General features: G+C 55.0%; 16 protein-coding genes. 5 read left to right on the forward strand and 11 right to left on the reverse strand.

The genetic code is table 11. The features are described 5' to 3' along the window. Positions 1–8: 8 nt before the first annotated feature. From KK078_RS04335 to KK078_RS04345, 3 genes are all read right to left on the reverse strand, one after another. Complete coding sequence (locus KK078_RS04335) at positions 9–3,188, reverse strand: SusC/RagA family TonB-linked outer membrane protein (RefSeq protein ID WP_254089022.1); 3,180 nt, start codon at positions 3,186–3,188, stop codon at positions 9–11. Positions 3,189–3,623: 435 nt separating this feature from the next. Then, a complete protein-coding gene (locus tag KK078_RS04340; protein WP_254089023.1) occupies positions 3,624–4,256 on the reverse strand; it encodes a response regulator transcription factor in 633 nt (210 codons plus the stop codon). Next, the gene (locus KK078_RS04345) at positions 4,240–7,236 is read right to left on the reverse strand and encodes a ligand-binding sensor domain-containing protein (RefSeq protein WP_254089024.1); all 2,997 of its coding nucleotides are present in this window, start codon (positions 7,234–7,236) and stop codon (positions 4,240–4,242) included. The genes KK078_RS04340 and KK078_RS04345 overlap by 17 nt, the downstream gene beginning before the upstream one ends. 130 nt (positions 7,237–7,366) lie before the next feature. On the opposite strand from KK078_RS04345, the gene KK078_RS04350 reads away from it, so the two are divergent. The 3 genes from KK078_RS04350 to KK078_RS04360 are packed head-to-tail and all read left to right on the forward strand — an operon-like array spanning position 7,367 to position 10,650. Continuing rightward, positions 7,367–9,763: an ABC transporter permease gene (locus KK078_RS04350; RefSeq protein ID WP_254089025.1), complete on the forward strand. Its 2,397-nt coding sequence runs from the start codon at positions 7,367–7,369 to the stop codon at positions 9,761–9,763. A gap of 49 nt (positions 9,764–9,812) precedes the next feature. Continuing rightward, positions 9,813–10,379, forward strand: a complete 567-nt coding sequence (locus tag KK078_RS04355; protein ID WP_254089026.1) for an RNA polymerase sigma factor — start codon at positions 9,813–9,815, stop codon at positions 10,377–10,379. Beyond that, positions 10,366–10,650, forward strand: coding sequence for a hypothetical protein (locus tag KK078_RS04360; RefSeq protein WP_254089027.1), 285 nt, complete (start codon positions 10,366–10,368; stop codon positions 10,648–10,650). The genes KK078_RS04355 and KK078_RS04360 overlap by 14 nt, the downstream gene beginning before the upstream one ends. Positions 10,651–10,657: 7 nt before the next feature. Here KK078_RS04360 and KK078_RS04365 read toward each other — a convergent pair whose 3' ends face one another. After that, positions 10,658–11,293, reverse strand: a complete 636-nt coding sequence (locus KK078_RS04365; RefSeq protein ID WP_254089028.1) for a hypothetical protein — start codon at positions 11,291–11,293, stop codon at positions 10,658–10,660. 116 nt (positions 11,294–11,409) lie between these two features. Between KK078_RS04365 and KK078_RS04370 the strand changes: the two genes are divergently transcribed. After that, positions 11,410–12,012 carry a DUF4202 domain-containing protein gene (locus KK078_RS04370; RefSeq protein ID WP_254089029.1) on the forward strand — a complete coding sequence of 201 codons (603 nt, stop codon included), beginning with the start codon at positions 11,410–11,412 and terminating at the stop codon, positions 12,010–12,012. Here KK078_RS04370 and KK078_RS04375 read toward each other — a convergent pair. Together KK078_RS04375 and KK078_RS04380 are read right to left on the reverse strand one after the other, a co-directional pair. Continuing rightward, positions 11,978–13,003: a bile acid:sodium symporter family protein gene (locus KK078_RS04375; protein ID WP_254089030.1), complete on the reverse strand. Its 1,026-nt coding sequence runs from the start codon at positions 13,001–13,003 to the stop codon at positions 11,978–11,980. The genes KK078_RS04370 and KK078_RS04375 overlap by 35 nt on opposite strands. Positions 13,004–13,034: 31 nt before the next feature. Next, positions 13,035–13,292: a hypothetical protein gene (locus tag KK078_RS04380; RefSeq protein ID WP_254089031.1), complete on the reverse strand. Its 258-nt coding sequence runs from the start codon at positions 13,290–13,292 to the stop codon at positions 13,035–13,037. A gap of 51 nt (positions 13,293–13,343) precedes the next feature. On the opposite strand from KK078_RS04380, the gene KK078_RS04385 reads away from it, so the two are divergent. Further along, positions 13,344–13,790: a peptidylprolyl isomerase gene (locus tag KK078_RS04385; RefSeq protein ID WP_254089032.1), complete on the forward strand. Its 447-nt coding sequence runs from the start codon at positions 13,344–13,346 to the stop codon at positions 13,788–13,790. 48 nt (positions 13,791–13,838) lie between these two features. Here KK078_RS04385 and KK078_RS04390 read toward each other — a convergent pair whose 3' ends face one another. From KK078_RS04390 to KK078_RS04410, 5 genes are all read right to left on the reverse strand, one after another. Beyond that, complete coding sequence (locus KK078_RS04390; RefSeq protein WP_254089033.1) at positions 13,839–15,650, reverse strand: glycoside hydrolase family 9 protein; 1,812 nt, start codon at positions 15,648–15,650, stop codon at positions 13,839–13,841. Between the two features lie 91 nt (positions 15,651–15,741). Next, a complete protein-coding gene (locus KK078_RS04395) occupies positions 15,742–17,055 on the reverse strand; it encodes an MFS transporter (protein ID WP_254089034.1) in 1,314 nt (437 codons plus the stop codon). Positions 17,056–17,119: 64 nt separating this feature from the next. Continuing rightward, positions 17,120–17,788: a bifunctional 4-hydroxy-2-oxoglutarate aldolase/2-dehydro-3-deoxy-phosphogluconate aldolase gene (locus KK078_RS04400; RefSeq protein WP_254089035.1), complete on the reverse strand. Its 669-nt coding sequence runs from the start codon at positions 17,786–17,788 to the stop codon at positions 17,120–17,122. 4 nt (positions 17,789–17,792) lie between these two features. Further along, entirely contained in the window at positions 17,793–18,791 is a 999-nt protein-coding gene (locus KK078_RS04405) for a sugar kinase (RefSeq protein ID WP_254089036.1), read from the reverse strand. A 26-nt stretch (positions 18,792–18,817) separates the two neighbouring features. Next, on the reverse strand, positions 18,818–19,873 hold the full coding sequence (locus tag KK078_RS04410) for a Gfo/Idh/MocA family oxidoreductase (RefSeq protein ID WP_254089037.1): 1,056 nt from the start codon (positions 19,871–19,873) through the stop codon (positions 18,818–18,820). Positions 19,874–20,003: the final 130 nt, after the last annotated feature.

A 20,003-nucleotide genomic window follows, 5' to 3' on the forward strand; every position in this document is an offset into this window, starting at 1 on the left:
TCTAATGTTTAGAATCCGGCTTTCAGGCTGATACCATAGCTTCTCACAGTAGGGCCTACGGCGAACTCACCCGAGAACGCGCTCACTTGCGAGCCGTTGTAACCGGTGATCTCCGGATCGACGATGTTGTTGGACGAAGGAGTCCACAGGAACAGGTTTCTGCCCACCAGGCTCACGTTGAGGCTGGTGATCGGCGTGCTTTGCAGCAACGACGACGGCAGGTTGTAGCTCAACACGACTTCGCGCAATTTAACAAAGGTTCTGTCCAGCACATGACCACGTTCCTGGTACAGGTTCGTAGAGGAGTTCATGTACTCCGAGAAATTGTTGACGTTGACCGGAATATCGTTTTCTACATATACCGGGGCGTCGTCCGTACCAACCTGCTTCACCGAGTTCGGCACGATAAACGGCTTGCGGTCATTGTACAGGGTGTTGGTCGAGTTACCCACGAATTCCATCAGGCGCTTCGTGTAGGAGTACATGTCGCCACCGCGACGGTAGTCGAAGGTGAACGCCAGGCTCAGGCCTTTGTAGATGAACTGGTTGCTCAGACCGGTCACGAAGTCGGGCTGCATGTTACCGATGAATCCTTTTTCGGCGGACGCCGTCGGAATACCTTGTGCGTTTACGATGATGTGTCCGTTCGGATCACGGGCGTAATCAACGGCTTTATAGGCACCCACGGGACGGCCTTTTGCCGCTACGAAGTCGATACCATAGATGCTGTTGATCAGGAACTCATCCAGACCATCCGCGAGGGCAATAACCTTGTTGCGGTTAAATGTCCAGTTGCTTGTCACTGTCCAGCTGAAGTCACCGATTTCGACCGGTGTTACGCTTACCAACAACTCGAGGCCCTTGTTTTGTACTTTACCCAGGTTGTTGAAGTATGTGGTATAGCCCGTCGAGTTGGCTACCTGCACAGGCAGGATCTGGTCTTTGGTGTTTTTGTTATACAGCGTCAGGTCGATGCCGAGACGGTTCTGGAAGAACTTCAACTCGGTACCTACTTCCACTTCCGTGGTGATCTCAGGCTTCAGGTTGGGGTTACCCAACTGGTTCGATACTTCGAACGCATTGATACCCTTCAACGGGAAGCGAAGCTCGCCAAACGACAGCTGTACCGTGCTCGGTACAAAGACGTTATAAACCCCGTACGGGTCGGCATCACGACCTGTTTGCCCCACGGCTACACGCACCTTACCAAAAGAAAGCGGACCACCGCCGAGCGACGCAAAGGCGTCTGAGAACACCAGGCTGGCGTTGGCACCGCCGTAGAAGTACGAGTTGTTGCCTTTGGGCAATGTAGACGACCAGTCGTTACGGGCCGAGGCGCTGAAGTACAGGTAATCTTTATACGACAGTGAAGCTTGTGCATATACACCTACCAACCGGCGCAGTGTGGTGTTTGTGATAATGGTCGGCGGGTTGGCACTGTTGGCCAGCACATAAAAGCGCGGAACGCTCAGGTTGCTGGCGTAGGCATCATAATCATCCTGACCACGCTGGTTTACGTTGTGACCAACGAAGCCGTCGAAGTTGAGATCGGAAGAGATCTTCTTATTGAACGAAAGAATGAGATCGCTGTTTACCTCGCGCGAGTAGCGCGAACGGTTAAACACTGTACCCGGCACGTCGATCTCGCTGGCGTTATAGCCTTCGTTGTTGAATGTTGCAATAGCGATCCAGTCTTTTACCTGCGAGTTGGCTACGTCGGTACCGATGCGCCATTTTGCGCTGAACCAATCGGTAAAGTGATAATCGAAATTGAGGTTACCCTGAATACGGTTTTCGACAAAGTCGTTACCATTTTCTTTCAGTACGAACCAGGGATTCTGGTTATATGGCGTATAGAAGTTGTCCAGGTTGTAGAACTTGTTGTTGTAATCCTTCATGTCCACCACGCTGAGATCGTTGGGGATCTGGATCATTTCCTGGAACAACGTCGCACCGTTTGCCCCCTGCCCTACCGTTACGGCTTTGGCATTTTTGAGGAAGTAGTTGATCGACGACGATACGCTCAGCTTCTTGCCGGTGTAAGAACCGCGGAAGGAAAACGTATTGCGTTTGTACGAATCGGCATCCGTGGGAATGATACCGTCTTCCGACGTATTACCATACGAGAAGTAGTACGTCAGCTTGTCTGTACCACCGCTCACCGAGACGGTGTTCATGAAGGCTGTACCGACATCGTAGAAATCGCGGATGTTGTCTTCCAACGCCACATAGGGTTTGATCAACTGAGAGTTGTCGACCACGTTACCCCAAATGCGGGTGCGGCCGTCGAATTTCGGCCCCCAGCTTCCGTTTTGTGTCAGGTCGTTGATACCGTTCCAGCCCTGACCAAACTCCTGCTGTACTTCCGGCAGGCGCAGCGGCGTGCTGAAGGTAGCCGAGCTGCTCACGTTTACACGCAGGCGGTCGCCGGTCTTACCTTTTTTGGTGGTGATCACGATCACACCGTTGGCGGCACGCGAACCGTAGAGGGCGGTAGCCGAGGCGCTTTTCAGCACCGTAACAGACTCAATATCGTCGGGGTTGATATCGTTGGCACGGTTACCAAAGTCCTGCTGGCGGTTGGCGTTGTTGTTGTCGGAAGTGAAGTTGTTAAAACCGTTGTTGATCGGCACACCGTCAATAACGTACAGTGGGTTGTTGTTACCCCCGATGGAGTTTACACCGCGAATGGTGACAAACGTCGCAGCACCGGGCTGACCCGAAGAAGAGTTTACGATCACACCGGCAACTTTACCTTGCAGCGCGTTGATGGGGCTGAAGGAACGTCCTTGTGATACTTCTTTGCTGCTGACCGTGGATGCCGAATACCCCAGGGCGGCCTGGCTGCGTTCCACGCCGAGGGCGGTAACAACCACTTCGCTGAGTTGCGTCATGTCCTGGTTCATGGCTACGTCGATCACAGAACGCTGGCCGACTTCGATCTCTTGTGTGATCAAGCCGATGAAAGAGAATGTCAGCGTGCCACCGGTAGCGGGGATGGTGAGTGTATAGACCCCGTTTACGTCAGTTGTGGTACCGTTTGTAGTACCCTTCAGCAAGACGTTCACGCCGGGAAGCGTTGAACCGTCTTCTGCTCCTGTTACCTTGCCGGTAACGGTTCGTTCCTGTGCCCACACTACACTTACATGCAGCAGACAAAGGAACCCAATTAGTAAAGATTTCCTCATACTTGTTAGGTTAATGAATTTAATTGACCCCATACCGGTAAAATCGTTATGCAAGGATTACCGGTATGTTACTCTTTCAAAACTCCCAAAAGCACGAGGGAAAAGAATGACGAAGGAAAGGGTATATTATTGATGCAGCTATACCACCATTTGGGGTAAGTATTTAACGGCTTATTCTATGGGCAAAAAAAAGCCCCTCCATCTGAGGGGCGGATCCTGCCGAAATTTTCTCCATTAACCTAAACTTATGAATAAATTTCTCTTTCGTGACGAGGTAGGATCGTGTGGTAAAATTGGTGTGCTGCGCACAAAATTCCATCCCCCGGAAAGGTTGATTTTAGAAAGCGCGCTGTGTTCCCACATAAACCGGTAGGCGTCATAATTTTTATGACAATGCCGTTTGGAAACGTTGACGACGAAAAAAATTTTATTTGGCTAAATCAGTTTTTCCAGGTTTGCTTTGGCGATCGCCTCCGACTTGCTGTTCACCTGCAGCTTGGAGTAGATGTTCTTTATGTGTGTCTTTGCCGTTTCCTTCGAGATGAACAGCTCTTCGGAGATCTGCGTGTAGGTCTTGCCTTCGGAGATCAATTGTAAAATTTCGGTCTCGCGACGGGTGAGCGGCGAGTTGGGATTTACGTGAAAGTTATCGATCACCATGCGCGCAATGCGGCTGCTCATCGGCGCACCGCCCTTGACGATCTCCTCCAGTGCCGCCAGCAGCTCCATGTAGTTCGCGCTCTTCGTGATGTAGCCGGAAGCCCCTGCCTTCAGCGCTTCAAAGACCAGCTCGCTGTCTTCGTACACCGTTACCATGACGATATCGATGTGCGGGTACTTTTCCTTAATGATCTTGGCCCCCTGTATGCCGTTGATGCCGGGCAGCTCGATGTCCATGAGGACAATCTCGGGCTTGTCGCGGTTGATATTTTCGATGGCGTCTTCGCAGCTGCCATAGGCATTGACTACCATAAACTTCTGCGAGCTGTTCACGATCAGGTTGAAGCTGTTTCGGATCTCCTGATCATCTTCGATCAGCAGAACGCGTTTTTTAAAGGGTAATGCCATAATGCGGTTTTTTGGTGATTTTGAAGGTTAGCGCGATGCGGGTGCCTTGGCCCGGTTCGCTGTTTATACGTAAAACAGACCCGATCTTGTCGGCCCTATCGCGAATATTTTGAAGACCATTCGTTTTTTGTGCTTCCCCGATCGTAAAGCCGATGCCGTCGTCCTCTACAAAGAGCTCGAACCGGTCGTCGCCGGCACGTGTGAGCGACAGCGTGACGTTGTTAGCCTGCGAGTATTTGAAGGCGTTGGTCATGACCTCTTTGAAAATGAGGTTGGCGTCGCGGCTGAAGCCGTAGGGCAGCTTGATCTTTTCGCGTACCTCGTTGAACGCCCGGAACTGAATCGACTTTTCCTCAAACAGCTTTTCGCCAAAGTCGCGGATGTGAATGAACAGCTTGGACAGCTCGTCGTTGACGGGGTCAATAGACCAGATGAAGTCGCGCGTACCCGTATATAGATACTTGGCCGAGTTTTCTACTTTGGTGTACAGGTCATTGGTATTGCCCGTGCCGTTGCCATTGCTGTTGAGTTTGAGCAGGCTTACATAGTTGATGATGCGTGTAAGCTGGTTGCCCATCTCGTCGTGAAAGTCGCGGGCGATCTCCTTCCGGAGGTTCTCCTGCTCACGGATGCGGATGCGCTCCAGCATGATCATTTTGTTGACACGTTGTTTTACACGCAGGTACAATACCAGCGTGACGACACCCGCCAGCAAGATGAATGCACCGACGATAAACGCCGCAGTCTGGTAGAAGGGAGCCTTGACGGAGAACGGATAGTTGATGCGCACCTGGCCCCAGCTGCCGTGCTTATCGGTGCTCATGACGTGCAGCACGTAGTTGCCGGGCGGCAGGTTGCTGTATGTTACCTGGCCGATGGACGAAGGTCGCGACCACTTCTTGTCGAAGTTCTCGAGATAGTATTGAAACTTTACCGACTTGGGGTAACGCTTGTCCACACGGTTGAATGTAAACGTAAGGTGATTGCGGTCTGGCGGAAACTGCGGATTGACCGGTATGTTAAAAAACCCTTCGCTGGAGGCGGCATATTGCAACGGCGAGTATTCGCCGTAAAAGACCTGTACCGACGTGAGGTGCAGATCGAATGAGCGCCAGGGCTTGTCGCTCATGTCGTTATATTGATACAGGCCGTCTACCAGACCGAAATACTTTCCCTGCGGTGTGAGGTCGAAAGCGTTCGAGTTTGTCTCAACACCGAGCAGTCCGTTGTCATAGCCGTAGTACAGGTTTTGCACCATTTCAAACTGCGCGTTGAGCTTCACCCGGTTGATACCTTTTTCGCTACCGACCCAGATATTCCTGTGCTCGTCTTCGGTAACAAAATAAATGAAGTCCGATGCGAGCCCCTCTTCCATGGAAAGAAAGTGTGACTGACCATGGACGGGGTCTGCGATCACCACACCGGCGCCACCCGAGGCGAGTATCAGCAGCGAGTCGCGGTAAGGCTGTATGCCAAAGGCGGCGGTGTGACGAAAGCCCGGGATGGACACGGGCTCGAAACGGTCGTTGTCGCGAAGCCGCTGCAAACCGTTTACATCGTTGCTGACAAAAACCGACTTGTGATAGCGTGAATAATATACATAACGGACCGAATTGGAGGCCAGTCCGTCGGCCACGGTATAGTTCCGGAACTTTTTGCCGTCGTAGTAGGACAACCCGTTGGTGGTGGCAACCCACATTCCGCCCGCTTCGTCGAAGTCGAGCGACATAATGCTGTACCCCGCCAAACCCTCCTTGCGTCCGTACCAGGTAAAGTCATCTGTCGCTTCGTTGTAGCGTCCCAGACCGTAGCCCGTACCCACCCACACCGTGCCGTCGCTTGCCTGTTTGATCGTTCGGATGTCGTTGCGATAATGTTCTTTCGGATCGGCAAAGGATTTAACGACACCGCGGCGGATGCGCGACAAGCCTTTGTACATCGAGCCAAACCATTGCGTGCCGTCACGCGTGTTGAGGATCGCCATGACGCCGCCAAACTCACCGTTCGTGCGCTGGAAGTCCTGCATGGAGTATCGGTACAAACCGTTGCCATTAGAGGCCAGCCAGGTGTTGCCCTCCGAGTCGACGATCACTTCGTTGATGATGATGTCGTGCAGAATGGTGTCGCCGCGTGTCGCACCCGCGATCAGCTTTTCGCGCACGAGGTTCATCCCGCTGGAGGTCCAGAAGATATCATCCTTTTCATCGTATAACAACACGTAATTGGCAAGGTCCCACGGGAGCTTGTCGACAGTCCGGTCGCGGTAGTTCAATTTATACAGACCGCGCTCGCTTTTGAACAATACCTGCCCTTTGTATTGAAAAACGTTATAGATCTTGCCGGTAGGCTCCTGGGAAACAAACGTATACGACTGCTGCCCATGCTGGACCAGGAACGAATTGTCGTCGAGGAAAAAACAGTGCGTGCCGTCGGATGCCTTGATGTATTTCCAGACCGACTTGCCGGGCACTGCGGGTTTATCCCAATACACTACGGTGTCGCGGTAGATCTTGGCGAGCGTGCCCGTGGCGTTGATGGCAAAGAGCGTGTCGCCGCGTTCCAGCAGGTAGCGCATGTAGTGTTTGTTGCGCTGGCGGCTGTCGGGGTTATAAAAGCGTTTAAAGGTGGTGCCTTCGAATTTCGAGATGCCCGTGGGGTGCACGATCCAGAGGTGCTGGCGGCGGTCGATGTGCAGGGTGAGGATGTCGTTGGACAACAGGCCGTCGCGGGTGGTGTAGACTTTAAACTCGCGACCGTCGAAGCGGGCCAGACCACCACCCTGCGTGGCGATCCAGAGGTAGCCGTACTGGTCTTCACGCATGGCCATGACCTGCGACTGGGGCAGACCGTCTATGGCCGTGTAATTTCGCGTGGAATACCTGGCATGCTGCGCCTGTGCCCCCCAGGAGACCAGGAAAAGCAACAAACCAGGCAGATATCCCTTTGCACGGACCTTCACCTTACAAATAACGCATTTCATATTCACTCCGTTATCCCTAATATTACGGTATTTGGCACCATTCCCATGCAACCTCCGGGCGCTTGTGCGCATCTATAACTCACTTTACGGAATGATAATTTAACCTAATTCCCCCTAACCCCGGAAGATCATGATCAGGAATTACTTCGTCATTGCCCTGCGGTCCATTCGCAAGCACCTCTCCTACGCGGCCATCAACATCCTGGGCCTGAGCCTGGGGCTGGCCACGTGCATGTTGCTGATGATGTGGATCGGGCACGAGCTGCGGTACGACCGGTTCTACCCACGCGCATCGGCGATCCACCGGGTGTCGCTGGAATACGCGGCGGGGGGACAGGTTTCAAAGATCGCCTTGTCGCCTACGGCGCTGCTGCCCACGCTCGTGCGGGAATTTCCGGAGGTCGAGGCAGGCGTCCGCCTCTCGAATCCATCGGACGACAATGCGTTTGTGCTGCAGCATGGCGACAAGCTTTTTGAAGAACAGCATTTCTACTACGCCGACAGCACTTTCTTTAAAGTCTTCGGCCTGGAGCTGGCGGCGGGCAATCCCGACAAGGCGCTGACCCAGCCGCAGTCTGTGGTATTTACACAGTCGATGGCGAAGAAATATTTCGGCACCGACGATGTGATGGGCAAAACACTGCAGGTGAACGGCAAGGAATACCAGGTGACGGGCCTCCTCCGCGACCAGCCCGGATACACCATGCTGCCGTTCGATTTTATCGCGTCGTTCGTTTCGCTGCGGCAGGCGCATGAGCCTCCGATCTGGTGGAGCGCCAACTATACCACGTATGTACTGCTGCGCGACCAGGCCGACGTAGCCGCCCTGTCGGACAAACTCAACAGGCTGGTGGCAAAAGAAGTGGCGGGCGACATACAGGGAGAGGGCAACTATGTACGGTATAACTTCCTGCCGCTGCCCGACATCCGCCTGCGCTCGGACATGGACAACGAAGAGGTACCCGTCGGCAATTTGCAGTATGTATACATCTTTGGTTTTGTGGCCTTGCTGGTGTTGATCATTGCCTGCATCAACTATATAAACCTGGCGACGGCCCGTGCTACCGACCGGGCCCGCGAAGTGGGTGTGCGCAAGGTTGCCGGTGCCATGCGCACTCAACTGTTCCTTCAATTCATCTGCGAGTCGCTGGTCATTACCTGGATCGCGCTGGCCCTGGCCTTCATCCTGGCGCGGCTGGCGCTGCCGCTGTTTAACTACATGACGGGCGTTCCGTTTGATGCGTCGATGTTCCTGCGCCCGGCGGCCCTGGGCATGGCCGTTGTTTTTACCACCTTGCTGGCCTGTCTGGCGGGTGCCTACCCGGCGCTGGTCATTACGGGCTTCTCGCCGGTAAAAGTACTGAAGGGCAACTTCAAGACTTCAGGCAAGGGGCTGTGGTTGCGGCAGGGACTGGTGGTGTTTCAGTTCTGCGCGTCGATCGTGTTGATCGTGGGCACGTTGGTTGTGCTTCACCAACTGTCATACATTCGTGATAAGAAGCTGGGCTTTGACAAAGAGCGTGTGGTCGTCCTAACGGCAGACGCGCGCACGCAGCAAGTCTTTTCGGCCCTGAAGACCGAAATAGAACGACAGGGCATTTCGCAACAGGTAGGCCGGGCGATGGAGTCGCCTACATTGATCGGCGGCGGCTATTCGCTGAACAAACACACCGACAGCGACCGTGAAGGCATGAATGTGACCGCCATGGCGATCGACCCGGGTTTTATCCCGACGCTCGGCATGGAGCTGGTCGCCGGCCGCAATATTACCGAAGGCGATTTTGAGCAACTGGCGCACGACACCACCTACGCGTTCATCCTGAATGAAAACGCCTTACAGCAATGGGGCCTCGACCCCGAAAAGGCCATCGGCACGCCGGTACACCTGAACGGCCGCCGCGGAACGGTAACGGGCGTAGTACGCGACTTTCATTTCGCCTCGCTGCAACACCAGATCGGGCCGCTGGTCTTGTTCACGGAAGAGATCTATCATGGCAACGTGTTTGTAAAACTAAAGGGTCGCGACATACAGCAGGAAGTGGCGGCGCTACGAACGATCTGCCAACGCCTGCTGCCGCACCGGCCGTTTGAATATCACTTCCTGGACCAGGAGTATGATGCCTTGTATCAGAACGAGCAACGCATGGGCACCGTGAGCACGGCGTTTGCCGTACTGGCGATCGCCATTGCATGCATGGGACTGTTCGGCCTGGTAGCCTTCTCGGCAGCGCAGAAGACGAAGGAGATCGGCATCCGCAAGGTGATGGGCGCCACCGTGCCGGGCATCGTCCTGCTGATCACCAAAGATTTTACACGCCTGGTGCTGATCGCCGTCGTGGTGGGGTTACCGTTGGCCTACTGGCTGATGAGCTCCTGGCTGCAGGGATTTGCGTACCGCACCGCCGTGGGCACCGGGCCTATCGTGCTGGCTTTCCTGGTAGTAACGCTGATCGCGTTCGTGACGGCGGGCGTGCAGGCGTTGCAGGCAGCGCTGGTCAACCCGGTGAAGACCTTGCGGAATGAATAATTTGTGACTTCCGGTCCTTCTTTGCATTATAGGGGTGTATTTGCACCGTATGTCAGAAGCCGAAATACAACAAGAGTATGCGATCCTCGAACGATCCAAGCGCAATCCGCGGGCTTTTGGAGAGCTTTACGAACGCTATTTTGATCGGATCTTCAACTTCATCTACCGACAGATCGACGACGAGGACGTAACGGCCGATCTCTGTTCCCAAACCTTTCTCAGCGCGCTGCGCAACGTAACCCGGTATGAGTTCCGGGGGGTGCCTTTTTCGGCCTGGTTGTATCGCATTGCGAGCAACGAGGTGAACAAGTACTACCGCAAGAAAAAACGCGACAACGTCTTCAGTTTGGAAGAAGTGCGCGTGCGCGAGCTCATCGAGCAGGCGCACGAGTCGTGGGACGAAGAGATCTTGCAGAAGCTGCTGGTTTATCTCAAGAGCCTTCCCACCGACATGCTGCAAGTACTGGAGCTGCGTTTTTTCGAGGATAAGGACTTTAAGGAGATTGCCTTCATTCTCGACATCACCGAGAGCGGCGCCAAGATGCGTACCTACCGGGCGCTGGACAGATTAAGAAAGAATTTTAACCTACGGATCAAGTACGATGTCAAGGAATGAAATACGGCTCAGGAAGAACAGGATCAGTCCCGGTGACATAGCACGTCACCGGAACTATGGGAAGCTTATGCGCCGTCATGACCGCTATTTGAAAATGAAGCGGTCGATCATTGCGTTGGTGTATGTTCTGATCATCAGCCTGATGATCCTTCTTTATATGCTTACGAAACGAGCGGAACAGAAAAAGGCAACACCTGCACCGGCAGAGAAGGCTGTGCAAACCGTGCACTGCGCTCCTCCATCGCGCACAGGTGTCGCCACCCTCAAATGACGTGCTCTCAGAAGCGGCCGAACTTCAGTGTCGCGTTATACGATATATTGCTCAGGTCGCTGTCGTCAAGACCAAGGCCCTCGCTGCCAAACGTGGTGCGGTAGGAAATGCCCGGGCTGAGGCGAGCCCAGCGAAACAGGTTGATCTCTACCTGGATTGCCGGCTCGGCCACGACAAACCAGTTCTCGTCGTTGTGATCATCGAAGTCGTCAAAGTATTCATCCGACCAATCATGGTAGCGATCGTATTGCACGGTAAAGCCGGCACCCGTAAATAAGTGCGCCACCAGGTGTACAGCGCGATTGGAACCGATCACATATTCCGTCACCAGACCGCATTGACCATATTCATAGCTTAGCTTGGCGCCGGGTATGGCGCTATAGCGCTCCGGCACGGGCAGGTTATTGGTGGTCGCACCCCCGCCTATGCCGATCAGGAAGCGATGGTTCAGGTATACACCGCCGTAGGCTTCCACGAAGTTGGCATATTCGCCACGGATCTTTGTAAACTTGTTCGACAGGGCTCCATACCCGCCGATGCTGACGCCATTGCCACCGCGAAAAACGGTTTCGATATCTTGTGCACGAACGCTACCAGTCCATACCAGGAGCCCGACGAGAATTGCTGTAAATTTCGTTTTCATACGCTATAGAAGATTATTTTTTTTGTTTCGTTTATGTCGTTGTGCCCCTATGACACCCCATGTACACAATCCCCCTATGGCATTGAAAAAAATTCAATTATTTCACATTTTTGTCCATGTCCATTTCCGAGAAGCTTTCCCAGGCCTTCGCAGCCTTTGATGCGTACAATGCCAACGACCCGACACGCGAGGTGTTTGACGGCACCCCGTATCCCAAAGAATTATTATACGCGCAGCGCATGACGGCACGCCTGAACGATTTCCAGCCCGATGCATCCGCTGCCGTGCGACTGGCGGCGCGAAGCCAGCACATCGGCCGGTGGGAAATACCGCGCAACACGTATGCCATGGATAAGAAAGGCTACCTGCAATGGCGGAATGCCGAGAAGAGCCACCACGCAAAGATTGCCGACGAGATCCTGACACGGCAGGGCTTTGACGCTGCTACGATCGAGCAGGTACAATTTCTGTTGTTAAAAAAAGAATTGCGCACCAACACCGACACACAACTGCTGGAGGACGTCATCTGTCTTGTTTTTATTGAATATTACCTGGAAGAGTTCGCGTCACACCACGAAGACGAGAAGGTTGTCGACATCCTCTTCAAGACCATGAAAAAGATGTCGCCACGTGGCCTGCAGGAAGCCGGCAAGATACCGGTGTCGGCCCATATGCAGGAACTGATCAGACAGGCTGCCGCGCGCCTGACGGCTTCGTAGTGGTACGCGTGGCCATGCGTTTGGCGATCACGCTGGAGAGAATAAGCTGGATAGCATGGTAGACCATGATGGGTAGCAGTACCAGGCCCGCGGCCGGTATACCGGCAAAGAGGATCTTGGACATGACGGTGCCGTGCACCAGGGATTTTTTAGTACCGCAGAATACCGCGGTAATGCGGTCCTGATCGGAAAAGCCCATCCACCGGCTGATAGAACCGGTCAGCATAAATATAACGGCAAAGAGCGTGGCCATGCCCGTGAGCAACAACAGCAGCGCCGGCAGGTGCAGGGTGCCGAACATGCGGCCGGCAAAGGATTCGCAAAACGATATATAGACGATCAGCAGGATCACGCTCTGATCCATGATGCGCAGGGAAGCGCTCTTGCGCACCGCCCAGGCACCGATCCGCGTGGGGTGCAGCAAGATTCCCAGGAACACGGGTGCCAACACCTGTATGCCTAACGTGACGATGACGTCGCCGGCATCAAAGCTGTGCACCTGGTTTTCCAATACCGGGCTCATCAACACCGGTGTGATGATCACACCGAGCAAGCCGGAGATACTGGCGTTGAAGATCGCCGCGGGAATATTACCACCCGCCATCGACACCATCACAACAGACGATGATACGGTAGAAGGCAGTACAGTGACGTATAATATTCCGAGCCATAGCAGCGGCTCGCCCCACGTGCCCCCGGCAAAGTATATCGCAAAGCCCACCAGTGGAAAAAGTATAAAGGTAGACGCCTGTACGACAGTGTGTAGCCGCCAGTTGCCAAGGCTTGCTTTCAGTGTGCCCGGGCTCAGCTTCAGCCCGTAGAAAAAGAAGATCAGCGTGACGCCGTAGTTGGCTATCGTCGCCAGCGATATGGGATGCTTCATAATGCCCGGGGCGGGCCACAGGTACGCCAGGAGGATGACGCTGCCCAACGCCAGGATAAAACCATCGAGTCCGATACGTTTCAGGAAGGCAAAAGGCGCTTTTATCATGCTCAAAATTAATTGCAGCAGGGCATTGCTTTCACTTTCGTTTGAGCTTATCCAGCCATTGGTTGGCTTCTTTCTGACGGCGGATGGTGCCATTGGCCAGGTATTGGGCCAGGCGCTCGCTCATGGGGCCGCGCGAGGTGAGGTGGAAATAACCGCAGTCTTCACACTGGTAGACGGCAATGGGGCCGGTGCCGGCCGCATACTCGTAGGTGGTTTGTGCTTCGATGAGCACATCCTCCGCAAACTCCCGGGTAGGAAAACACTTCTTATGGGTTACGCACTGCGCCATACCGAAATCCCTCTTATTCTATTAACTTGCGCGCCAATAAAAAAATTCACCATGAAGGTAGCAGAAATTCACACAAAAAAGGGTGTTATGAAGATCCGGTTCTTCGAGAAGGACGCCCCCAATACCGTAAAAAACTTTGTTACGCTGGCCGAGAAAGGCTTTTATAATGGTCTGATGTTTCACCGCGTGATTCCCAACTTCGTCATCCAGGGTGGCTGCCCCGATGGCACCGGCCGTGGTGGTCCGGGCTATAAAATCGATTGCGAGCTGACCGGCGACAATCAATATCACGACCGCGGTGTGCTGTCCATGGCCCATGCCGGCCGCAATACCGGGGGCTCTCAGTTCTTTATTTGCCACTCACGCCAGAACACTTCCCACCTCGACCGCAATCACACGGTATTTGGTAAAGTGTACGAGGGCCTTGACGTGATCGACGCCATCCGCCAGGGTGACGTCATGGAGCAAGTGATCATCAAAGAAGAAGCTGACGCGTAATCCTTCCGGTACGATCTTTTTCCTTCGGGCCACCTCTACGGTGGCCCGTTATTTTTTCTCGCCGGCGTAATACGCTTCCAGGGCTACCGCCAGGTACGCCAGGGGCGCATTCCAGTTGATGGCAATTTCGTTAGAGGCATAGGAGCAGTCGTGATCCAGGTATGCTTTGTCGGGCGCCTCCGTGCCGGGGCCGTACGTGCAGCCATCCGCTTTGTCTTGCTTGCCGGGATTGGGGCCGCCGGCCAGCAGCCCGGGTACCGGCGGTCTTATCCCATCGGCGATCGACGGTCGATGATGCGGATGTTGTGTGGAATGCGAACCGAAACCCGTCACAAAACAGTAGCCGGTGCTGTTCCTGCCCAACAGGTAATCCAGGTTTGACAAGGCCGCTGCGATATATTTCTGGTCCTGGGTGAGCCGGTACGCCTGTATCAAGGCTATGCCCTGATTCGCCGCCACGGACGAGCTACCCCAAATGTAGTCTTTAGCCGTAGCGCCCATCACCATACGGTACGATCGATGATCATAATTGCGCAGCAATTCGTCGGCGAGCTTGATGATACGTGCGTTGACATTCTCCTTACCGGGATAGGCCGGCAGTCTTTGCGCATGACGGGCCAATGTATAGTAGCCCAGCAGCCGCACCTGGCCCCAGCTTGGCAAGGGATTCTTTCGATCGGGAAACAGCCGGGTCAGCTGTATATATTCCAGCTGCTGTGTGGTGGTATATAGTTCCGCCGCGGCCCAGATAAACTCGTCTGTAAGATCACGGTCGCCATAGCCGCCGGTCGTGATATCCGGATCGAACCGGTTGTTGATGGCGGCCTGATCGTATATTTCCCGTGGATGTTGTTGTGCCCATTGCCAGGCCTGCTCGGCCGCCTGCAGACAGGAGTCGGCCAGCCCGGGCAGTTGTTTGAACGGACGTAGTACGCGACTGGCCTGGGCCATGACCGCGGCAAAGTCGAGTGTGGCGGCGGTGCCTTTTTGCACGACATACCGTGGGGCGTGGGCCGCCCCGGGCATGATCATGCCGTCAAACTTTGCATTGGTGAGTTTATGGTATACGCCGCCGTCGCCGGGATCTTGCATCGTGAGCATCCACCGAAGGTTCCAGAGGATCTCATCGAGGGCGTCGGGCAGGGTGTTGGCTTGTTCGGGAATGTCGAGCGCGAGTATGTCGAGCAAAGCTGCATAGTCTTCATACGCCGAAAGCAACGTGCCCATCGTGATGCCACTGTTGACAATATATTTATTATAGTCGCCCGCGTCGTACCAGCCGCGTGGGGATCGGATGACGGTGCCCGCGGGGCGGGCAGGTGATGCCGCCGATGGATGTACCACGACGCTGTCGTCGGGATGGCCTGCAGGGCGGTGCCAGGCTTTTGCATAACGCTCGGGCAATGCGATCGATGCGCGTTGGTAATAGAAGCCTTTCCAGACGGCTCTGGTTAAGCTGCGGTGGACATCGGCGGCAATGGTGAAGGCGTAGGATGTGCCGACGCCGGGTACTATCAGGCGGTACGTGCCCGGGGTTTGGAAGGTGGTGAAGTCTGCGGCGCGCGTAGGTTCTTTGGAGAGCTCGGTAGGACGTGTCGCGGCCAGGCTCGATTCGAAGACCTTTGCTTCATCGCGAAGGCGAACGATATAAAAACTCGCGACGGGCTTCGACGTTACGACAATCGCGACTTTTGGGGCGGCAGGGTAAAAACCCATCTGGTTGAGACGGATGTTCTGGTCGCCGGTGTCGGGGAGCCCGATCGCCGGGGAGACGGTGTACCCCGGGTCTTCGCTCGTTTGGGCGAGGATGGGGGTAGCGAAAAGTAACAGTAGCTTGAAAATTACGTTCATCCGAATCATACACAGTGGGTATGAGGATGAAATTAGTAGTTGTAGGGTAATAAAGAAAACGCGGCCGTTTTATCTGCCGCGTTTTCTTTGATGTTTGATCTTATACTTTGATCCGCTCCATGCGCGGCACCAACAAATGCATGATCAGCCATGCCAGCAAGTATGTAGTGCCACAAATGGCAAACATGATATAATACGCCGTTTCAATTTGCCCGATCCCACGATAGTATACGAACATATCTTTCTGAACGAACAGCGTCAGAAAAATCCCGCCAATACCACCACACATGCCACCGATACCCGTCACAGAGCCCACGGCCCGCTTCGGAAACATATCGGATACGGTCGTAAAAATATTCGCGCTCCAGGCCTGGTGTGCCGATGTAGCAAGCCCTATGATAAGCACAGCAAACCACATATTCATCGAGCCCAGCAGCTGCGCAAAAACAATGGGCATGACCAGGAAAGCATAGATCAGCATCGACGTCTTACGAGCTTTGAAGGTAGCCATTCCCCCACGAATGAAGCGCAGTGGCAGCCATCCGCCCCAAACGCTACCCACGGTGGAGATCATATATACCACGGCTACCGGTACGGCGACATCCGTACCCGTAAGGCCGTACTCGCTGTTGAGGAAGTCGGGCAGCCAGAAGAGGTAGAACCACCAGATGGGATCGGTCAGGAACTTGCCGATCACGAAGGCCCACGTCTGACGGTATTGCAATAATTTAAACCAGGATATGCGCGGCGCGTTATCATCGGAGGCTTCTACGACGCCGGCTTCTTCGTCGGTCTGGATATACGTACGCTCGGCTTCTGTCAGTTTCTTGTTGCGTGCCGGCACCTCGTATAACAGAAACCAGGCGACCACCCAGATAAACCCGAAGGAGCCTGTGATCACAAAGGCCCATTCCCAGCCCCACGCGGCGGCGATGAACGGCACGGTGAGCGGCGCAACGATCGCCCCGATGTTGGCCCCCGAGTTGAAGATACCGGTGGCGAGGGCCCGCTCTTTCCTGGGGAACCACTCTGCCACGGTTTTGATCGCCGCTGGAAAGTTGCCGGATTCTGTCACACCCAGCGCGGCGCGGGCGACCATAAATCCAAACGTGCTTTGTACAATGGCGTGTCCAACGGCGGCAAGGCTCCACAGGAAGGTCGCCAGGAGGTAGCCGATCTTGGTGCCGAGCTTGTCGATGACGCGGCCGGCGCCGAGCATACCCAGCGCATAGGCAACCTTGAAGGCGATCTCGATATCGGCGTAGTCGCCGTCGTTCCAATGAAACTCGCTGGCCAACTCCATCTTCAGCAGGCTTATCACCGACCGGTCGAGGTAGTTGATGGTAGTAGCAAAAAATACCAGGGAGCAGATCGTCCATCGGTATTTCCCTACGGTTTGGTTTAGGTTTTCCACGGGGTTAAAGGGATTTGGTTGTTCAGTATTTTTTATGATAACGAGAGGGTATCTGTGCATTGCGTCATCGCTGCCGGATCTTCCGGATGATGCCTAACGCAGCCGCTACCTGTTGTTCGAGCTGCGCCCAGTTCCTTCCGGCGATGATGTCTTTGGTGAAGAGCTGTGACCCCAGCCCTACACACATGGCTCCGGCCTGGAGCCAGGCCGACATGTTTGCTTCCGTGGGCTCCACCCCACCTGTGATCATGAGCTTCAGGTCGGGCACCACCGGGGTGATGGCCGATACAAAACCCGGGCCGAGCACCGAGCCGGGAAATACTTTGATCACCCCCGCGCCCAGCTCTTTGGCCGTAACGATCTCGGTCAGCGTCGCGCAGCCGGGGATCCACAGCATGTTGTGCTCGCGGCATACGGCGGCCATCTCGGGTTTGAGAATGGGCGATATGATGAAGTGCGCACCCGCGTCGATAAACTTACGCGTGGTGGCGGCATCCATGACGGTGCCGATCCCCAGCATCAGGTCGGGGTATTTTTCAAAATACTTCAGCGCGGACTGGAAGACCTCAAACGAGTTGGGACGGCGGTTGGTAAATTCAAATACGCGTACACCTCCTTTATAGGCGGCTTCGATCACTTCCTGCGCGAGGGTGGCGTCGTCATGCGTAAACAAGGGCACCAGGCCGGATTGGCCCATGGCGTCTATGATCTGTTGTTGGGTGAATTTCTTCATGCGCTTAGCGTAATAGTTTTCCTACATTCTCGCCCTTGACGAGGGCCTCTACTTCTTCTGCCGTTACCAGGTTCACATCACCTTCGATGCTATGCTTGAGCGCGCTGGCGGCGGTGGCGAACTCCACCGTGTCGGCATCACTCTTCTGCGTCAGCATGCCGTAGATCAGTCCCGCCATATAGGCATCGCCGCCGCCGACGCGGTCGACAATGTGCGTGAGCTCGTACGGCTGCGACGACACGAGGGTCTGTCCGTTCCACACGATCCCCGTGAGGCGGTTATGCGATGAGCTGACGGAGTCACGGATCGTGGTGGTGATTTTTTTTACCTGCGGAAATGCCTGCATGAACGCGCGGCATGCATCTTCGAATGTCGCACCGGTAACACCGGCGCAGTTCTCCATATCGGCGATGCCGGCCACCACGATGTCCGTGCCGGCAATGAGCGCGGGCATAATGTCTTGTGCCGTTTTACCATACTGCCAGAGATTGCGGCGGTAGTTGATGTCGCCCGATACGGTCAGGCCTTTACGGCGCGCGACGGAGATGGCATCCCAGCACACGTCGGCAGCGCCTTGTGAGAGGGCCGGGGTGATGCCTGTCCAGTGAAACCAGGTGGCACCGGCAAAGACGTTGTCCCAATCGATCATACCGCGCTCGATGTGCGCGAAGGCCGAGTCGAAACGATCGTATATCACCCGCGAGGCGCGTTGCATCGATCCGTTTTCGAGAAAGTATATCGCCATGCGGCCGGGACCGAAGACGATGTGCTGCGTGTCGACGCCGTAACGGCGCAGCGTTTGTACAGCGGCCTTGCCCAGATCGTTGTCGGGGAAGCGGGTGACGTGCGCCGACGGTATCCCAAAGTGGCTGAGCGATGCCGCCACGTTGGCCTCCGAGCCGGCATAGAGCGCCTGAAAGCTGCCGGCTTGCGTAAACCGGGCAAATCCCGGCGTGGACAGCCGCAACAGGATCTCACCGAGTGTAATGACTTTGTTCTTCATGTATCTGTATGCTTTGCGAAGTGATGTTATGACAGGCGCACCGCCTGGCGCAGCCTGTTACTCTCATAGCACGCTTCGATCAATTTTATCCCTTCGAGCGATTCCTGCGGCAACACCGGCGGTTCTTTGCCTTCGCGGATCGCGTTGTATACACCGTGATAGAACTGCAGGTAGTTGCCGGGCTGCGTTTCCACCTGGCCGGTGATGTGCAGCCCCTGCAGCGTCGTGTTCAGTTTACCCCACTGGCCGGCGTCTTCGACGCCCCACCCCGCGCTGCCCGGTGTCTTGCCGTCCTTGAGGGCTTGCTCCTGCGGGTCGAGGCCATATTTTATGTACGAGCCTTCCGTGCCATGCACGCTATAGCGCGGGCCCCCCTCCCGCACGAGGTAGCTCGACTTGACAATAGCCTGGTGGCCGTCGTACTGCAGCCGGATGTCATAAAAATCTTCTACCCGGCCGCCGGGGCGCTGTATGCCGAGCCGCGCGTCTACCGCGCGGGGCATGCCAAAGAGGGTAGTGACCTGGTCCAGCATGTGCGAGCCCAGGTTGTACAGTATACCCGTGCCGGGGCCGCTCTCTTCCTTCCAGGTGTTAGCCTCGATGTAATTGCGGAAGCGGTCATAATGTGCTTCCAGCTCGACGACGGTGCCAACGGCCCGGCTGTTGACGATCTGTTGCAGCGTGAGAAAGTCGCCGTCCCAGCGGCGGTTCTGGAATACGGTCAGCATGCGCTGGTGTTTTTGCGCCAGGGCGATCAGCTGGCCGGCTTCGCCCGAGGTAACGGTAAAGGGTTTTTCGACTACCACATGTTTGCCTGCTTCGAGGGCAGCGGTAACAAATTCGGCGTGCGTAGCATTGGGTGTATTGACAATGACCAGCTCGACGGCAGAATCCTGCAACACCTCGGCTACACTGCCGGCGATCCGTACCTGCGGATAGCGCCGCTGCGCCGTGCGTGCACGACGTTGCACGATGGCCTGCAAGGCAAAGCCGGGATGCGCTTCCAGCAACGGCGCATGAAACACCTCGCCCGACATACCGTAGGACAGGATTGCAGTTGCGATGGGTGTTGTAGAGGCCATAATGGTGTTTCTTTTTTTTAACCTACCAGTTTTTTTCCAGTATCATACAGGTACAGGACGAAAAATAGTAGTCCATGCCCTGAAACGACGGTATGAAAAAGGTATGGCGAGGTAAGTGGAAAAGCATCCT

Source organism: Dawidia soli, from assembly GCF_018598185.1.
In the GTDB taxonomy this organism is placed as follows: domain Bacteria; phylum Bacteroidota; class Bacteroidia; order Cytophagales; family Cyclobacteriaceae; genus Ohtaekwangia; species Ohtaekwangia soli.

Coding starts and splice junctions, on each gene's coding strand:
- KK078_RS04335 (WP_254089022.1), bottom strand. CDS start 3,188: ATGAGGAAATCTTTACTAATTGGGTTCCTTTGTCTGCTGCATGTAAGT.
- KK078_RS04340 (WP_254089023.1), bottom strand. CDS start 4,256: ATGGCATTACCCTTTAAAAAACGCGTTCTGCTGATCGAAGATGATCAG.
- KK078_RS04345 (WP_254089024.1), bottom strand. CDS start 7,236: ATGAAATGCGTTATTTGTAAGGTGAAGGTCCGTGCAAAGGGATATCTG.
- KK078_RS04350 (WP_254089025.1), top strand. CDS start 7,367: ATGATCAGGAATTACTTCGTCATTGCCCTGCGGTCCATTCGCAAGCAC.
- KK078_RS04355 (WP_254089026.1), top strand. CDS start 9,813: ATGTCAGAAGCCGAAATACAACAAGAGTATGCGATCCTCGAACGATCC.
- KK078_RS04360 (WP_254089027.1), top strand. CDS start 10,366: ATGTCAAGGAATGAAATACGGCTCAGGAAGAACAGGATCAGTCCCGGT.
- KK078_RS04365 (WP_254089028.1), bottom strand. CDS start 11,293: ATGAAAACGAAATTTACAGCAATTCTCGTCGGGCTCCTGGTATGGACT.
- KK078_RS04370 (WP_254089029.1), top strand. CDS start 11,410: ATGTCCATTTCCGAGAAGCTTTCCCAGGCCTTCGCAGCCTTTGATGCG.
- KK078_RS04375 (WP_254089030.1), bottom strand. CDS start 13,003: ATGATAAAAGCGCCTTTTGCCTTCCTGAAACGTATCGGACTCGATGGT.
- KK078_RS04380 (WP_254089031.1), bottom strand. CDS start 13,292: ATGGCGCAGTGCGTAACCCATAAGAAGTGTTTTCCTACCCGGGAGTTT.
- KK078_RS04385 (WP_254089032.1), top strand. CDS start 13,344: ATGAAGGTAGCAGAAATTCACACAAAAAAGGGTGTTATGAAGATCCGG.
- KK078_RS04390 (WP_254089033.1), bottom strand. CDS start 15,650: ATGATTCGGATGAACGTAATTTTCAAGCTACTGTTACTTTTCGCTACC.
- KK078_RS04400 (WP_254089035.1), bottom strand. CDS start 17,788: ATGAAGAAATTCACCCAACAACAGATCATAGACGCCATGGGCCAATCC.
- KK078_RS04405 (WP_254089036.1), bottom strand. CDS start 18,791: ATGAAGAACAAAGTCATTACACTCGGTGAGATCCTGTTGCGGCTGTCC.
- KK078_RS04410 (WP_254089037.1), bottom strand. CDS start 19,873: ATGGCCTCTACAACACCCATCGCAACTGCAATCCTGTCCTACGGTATG.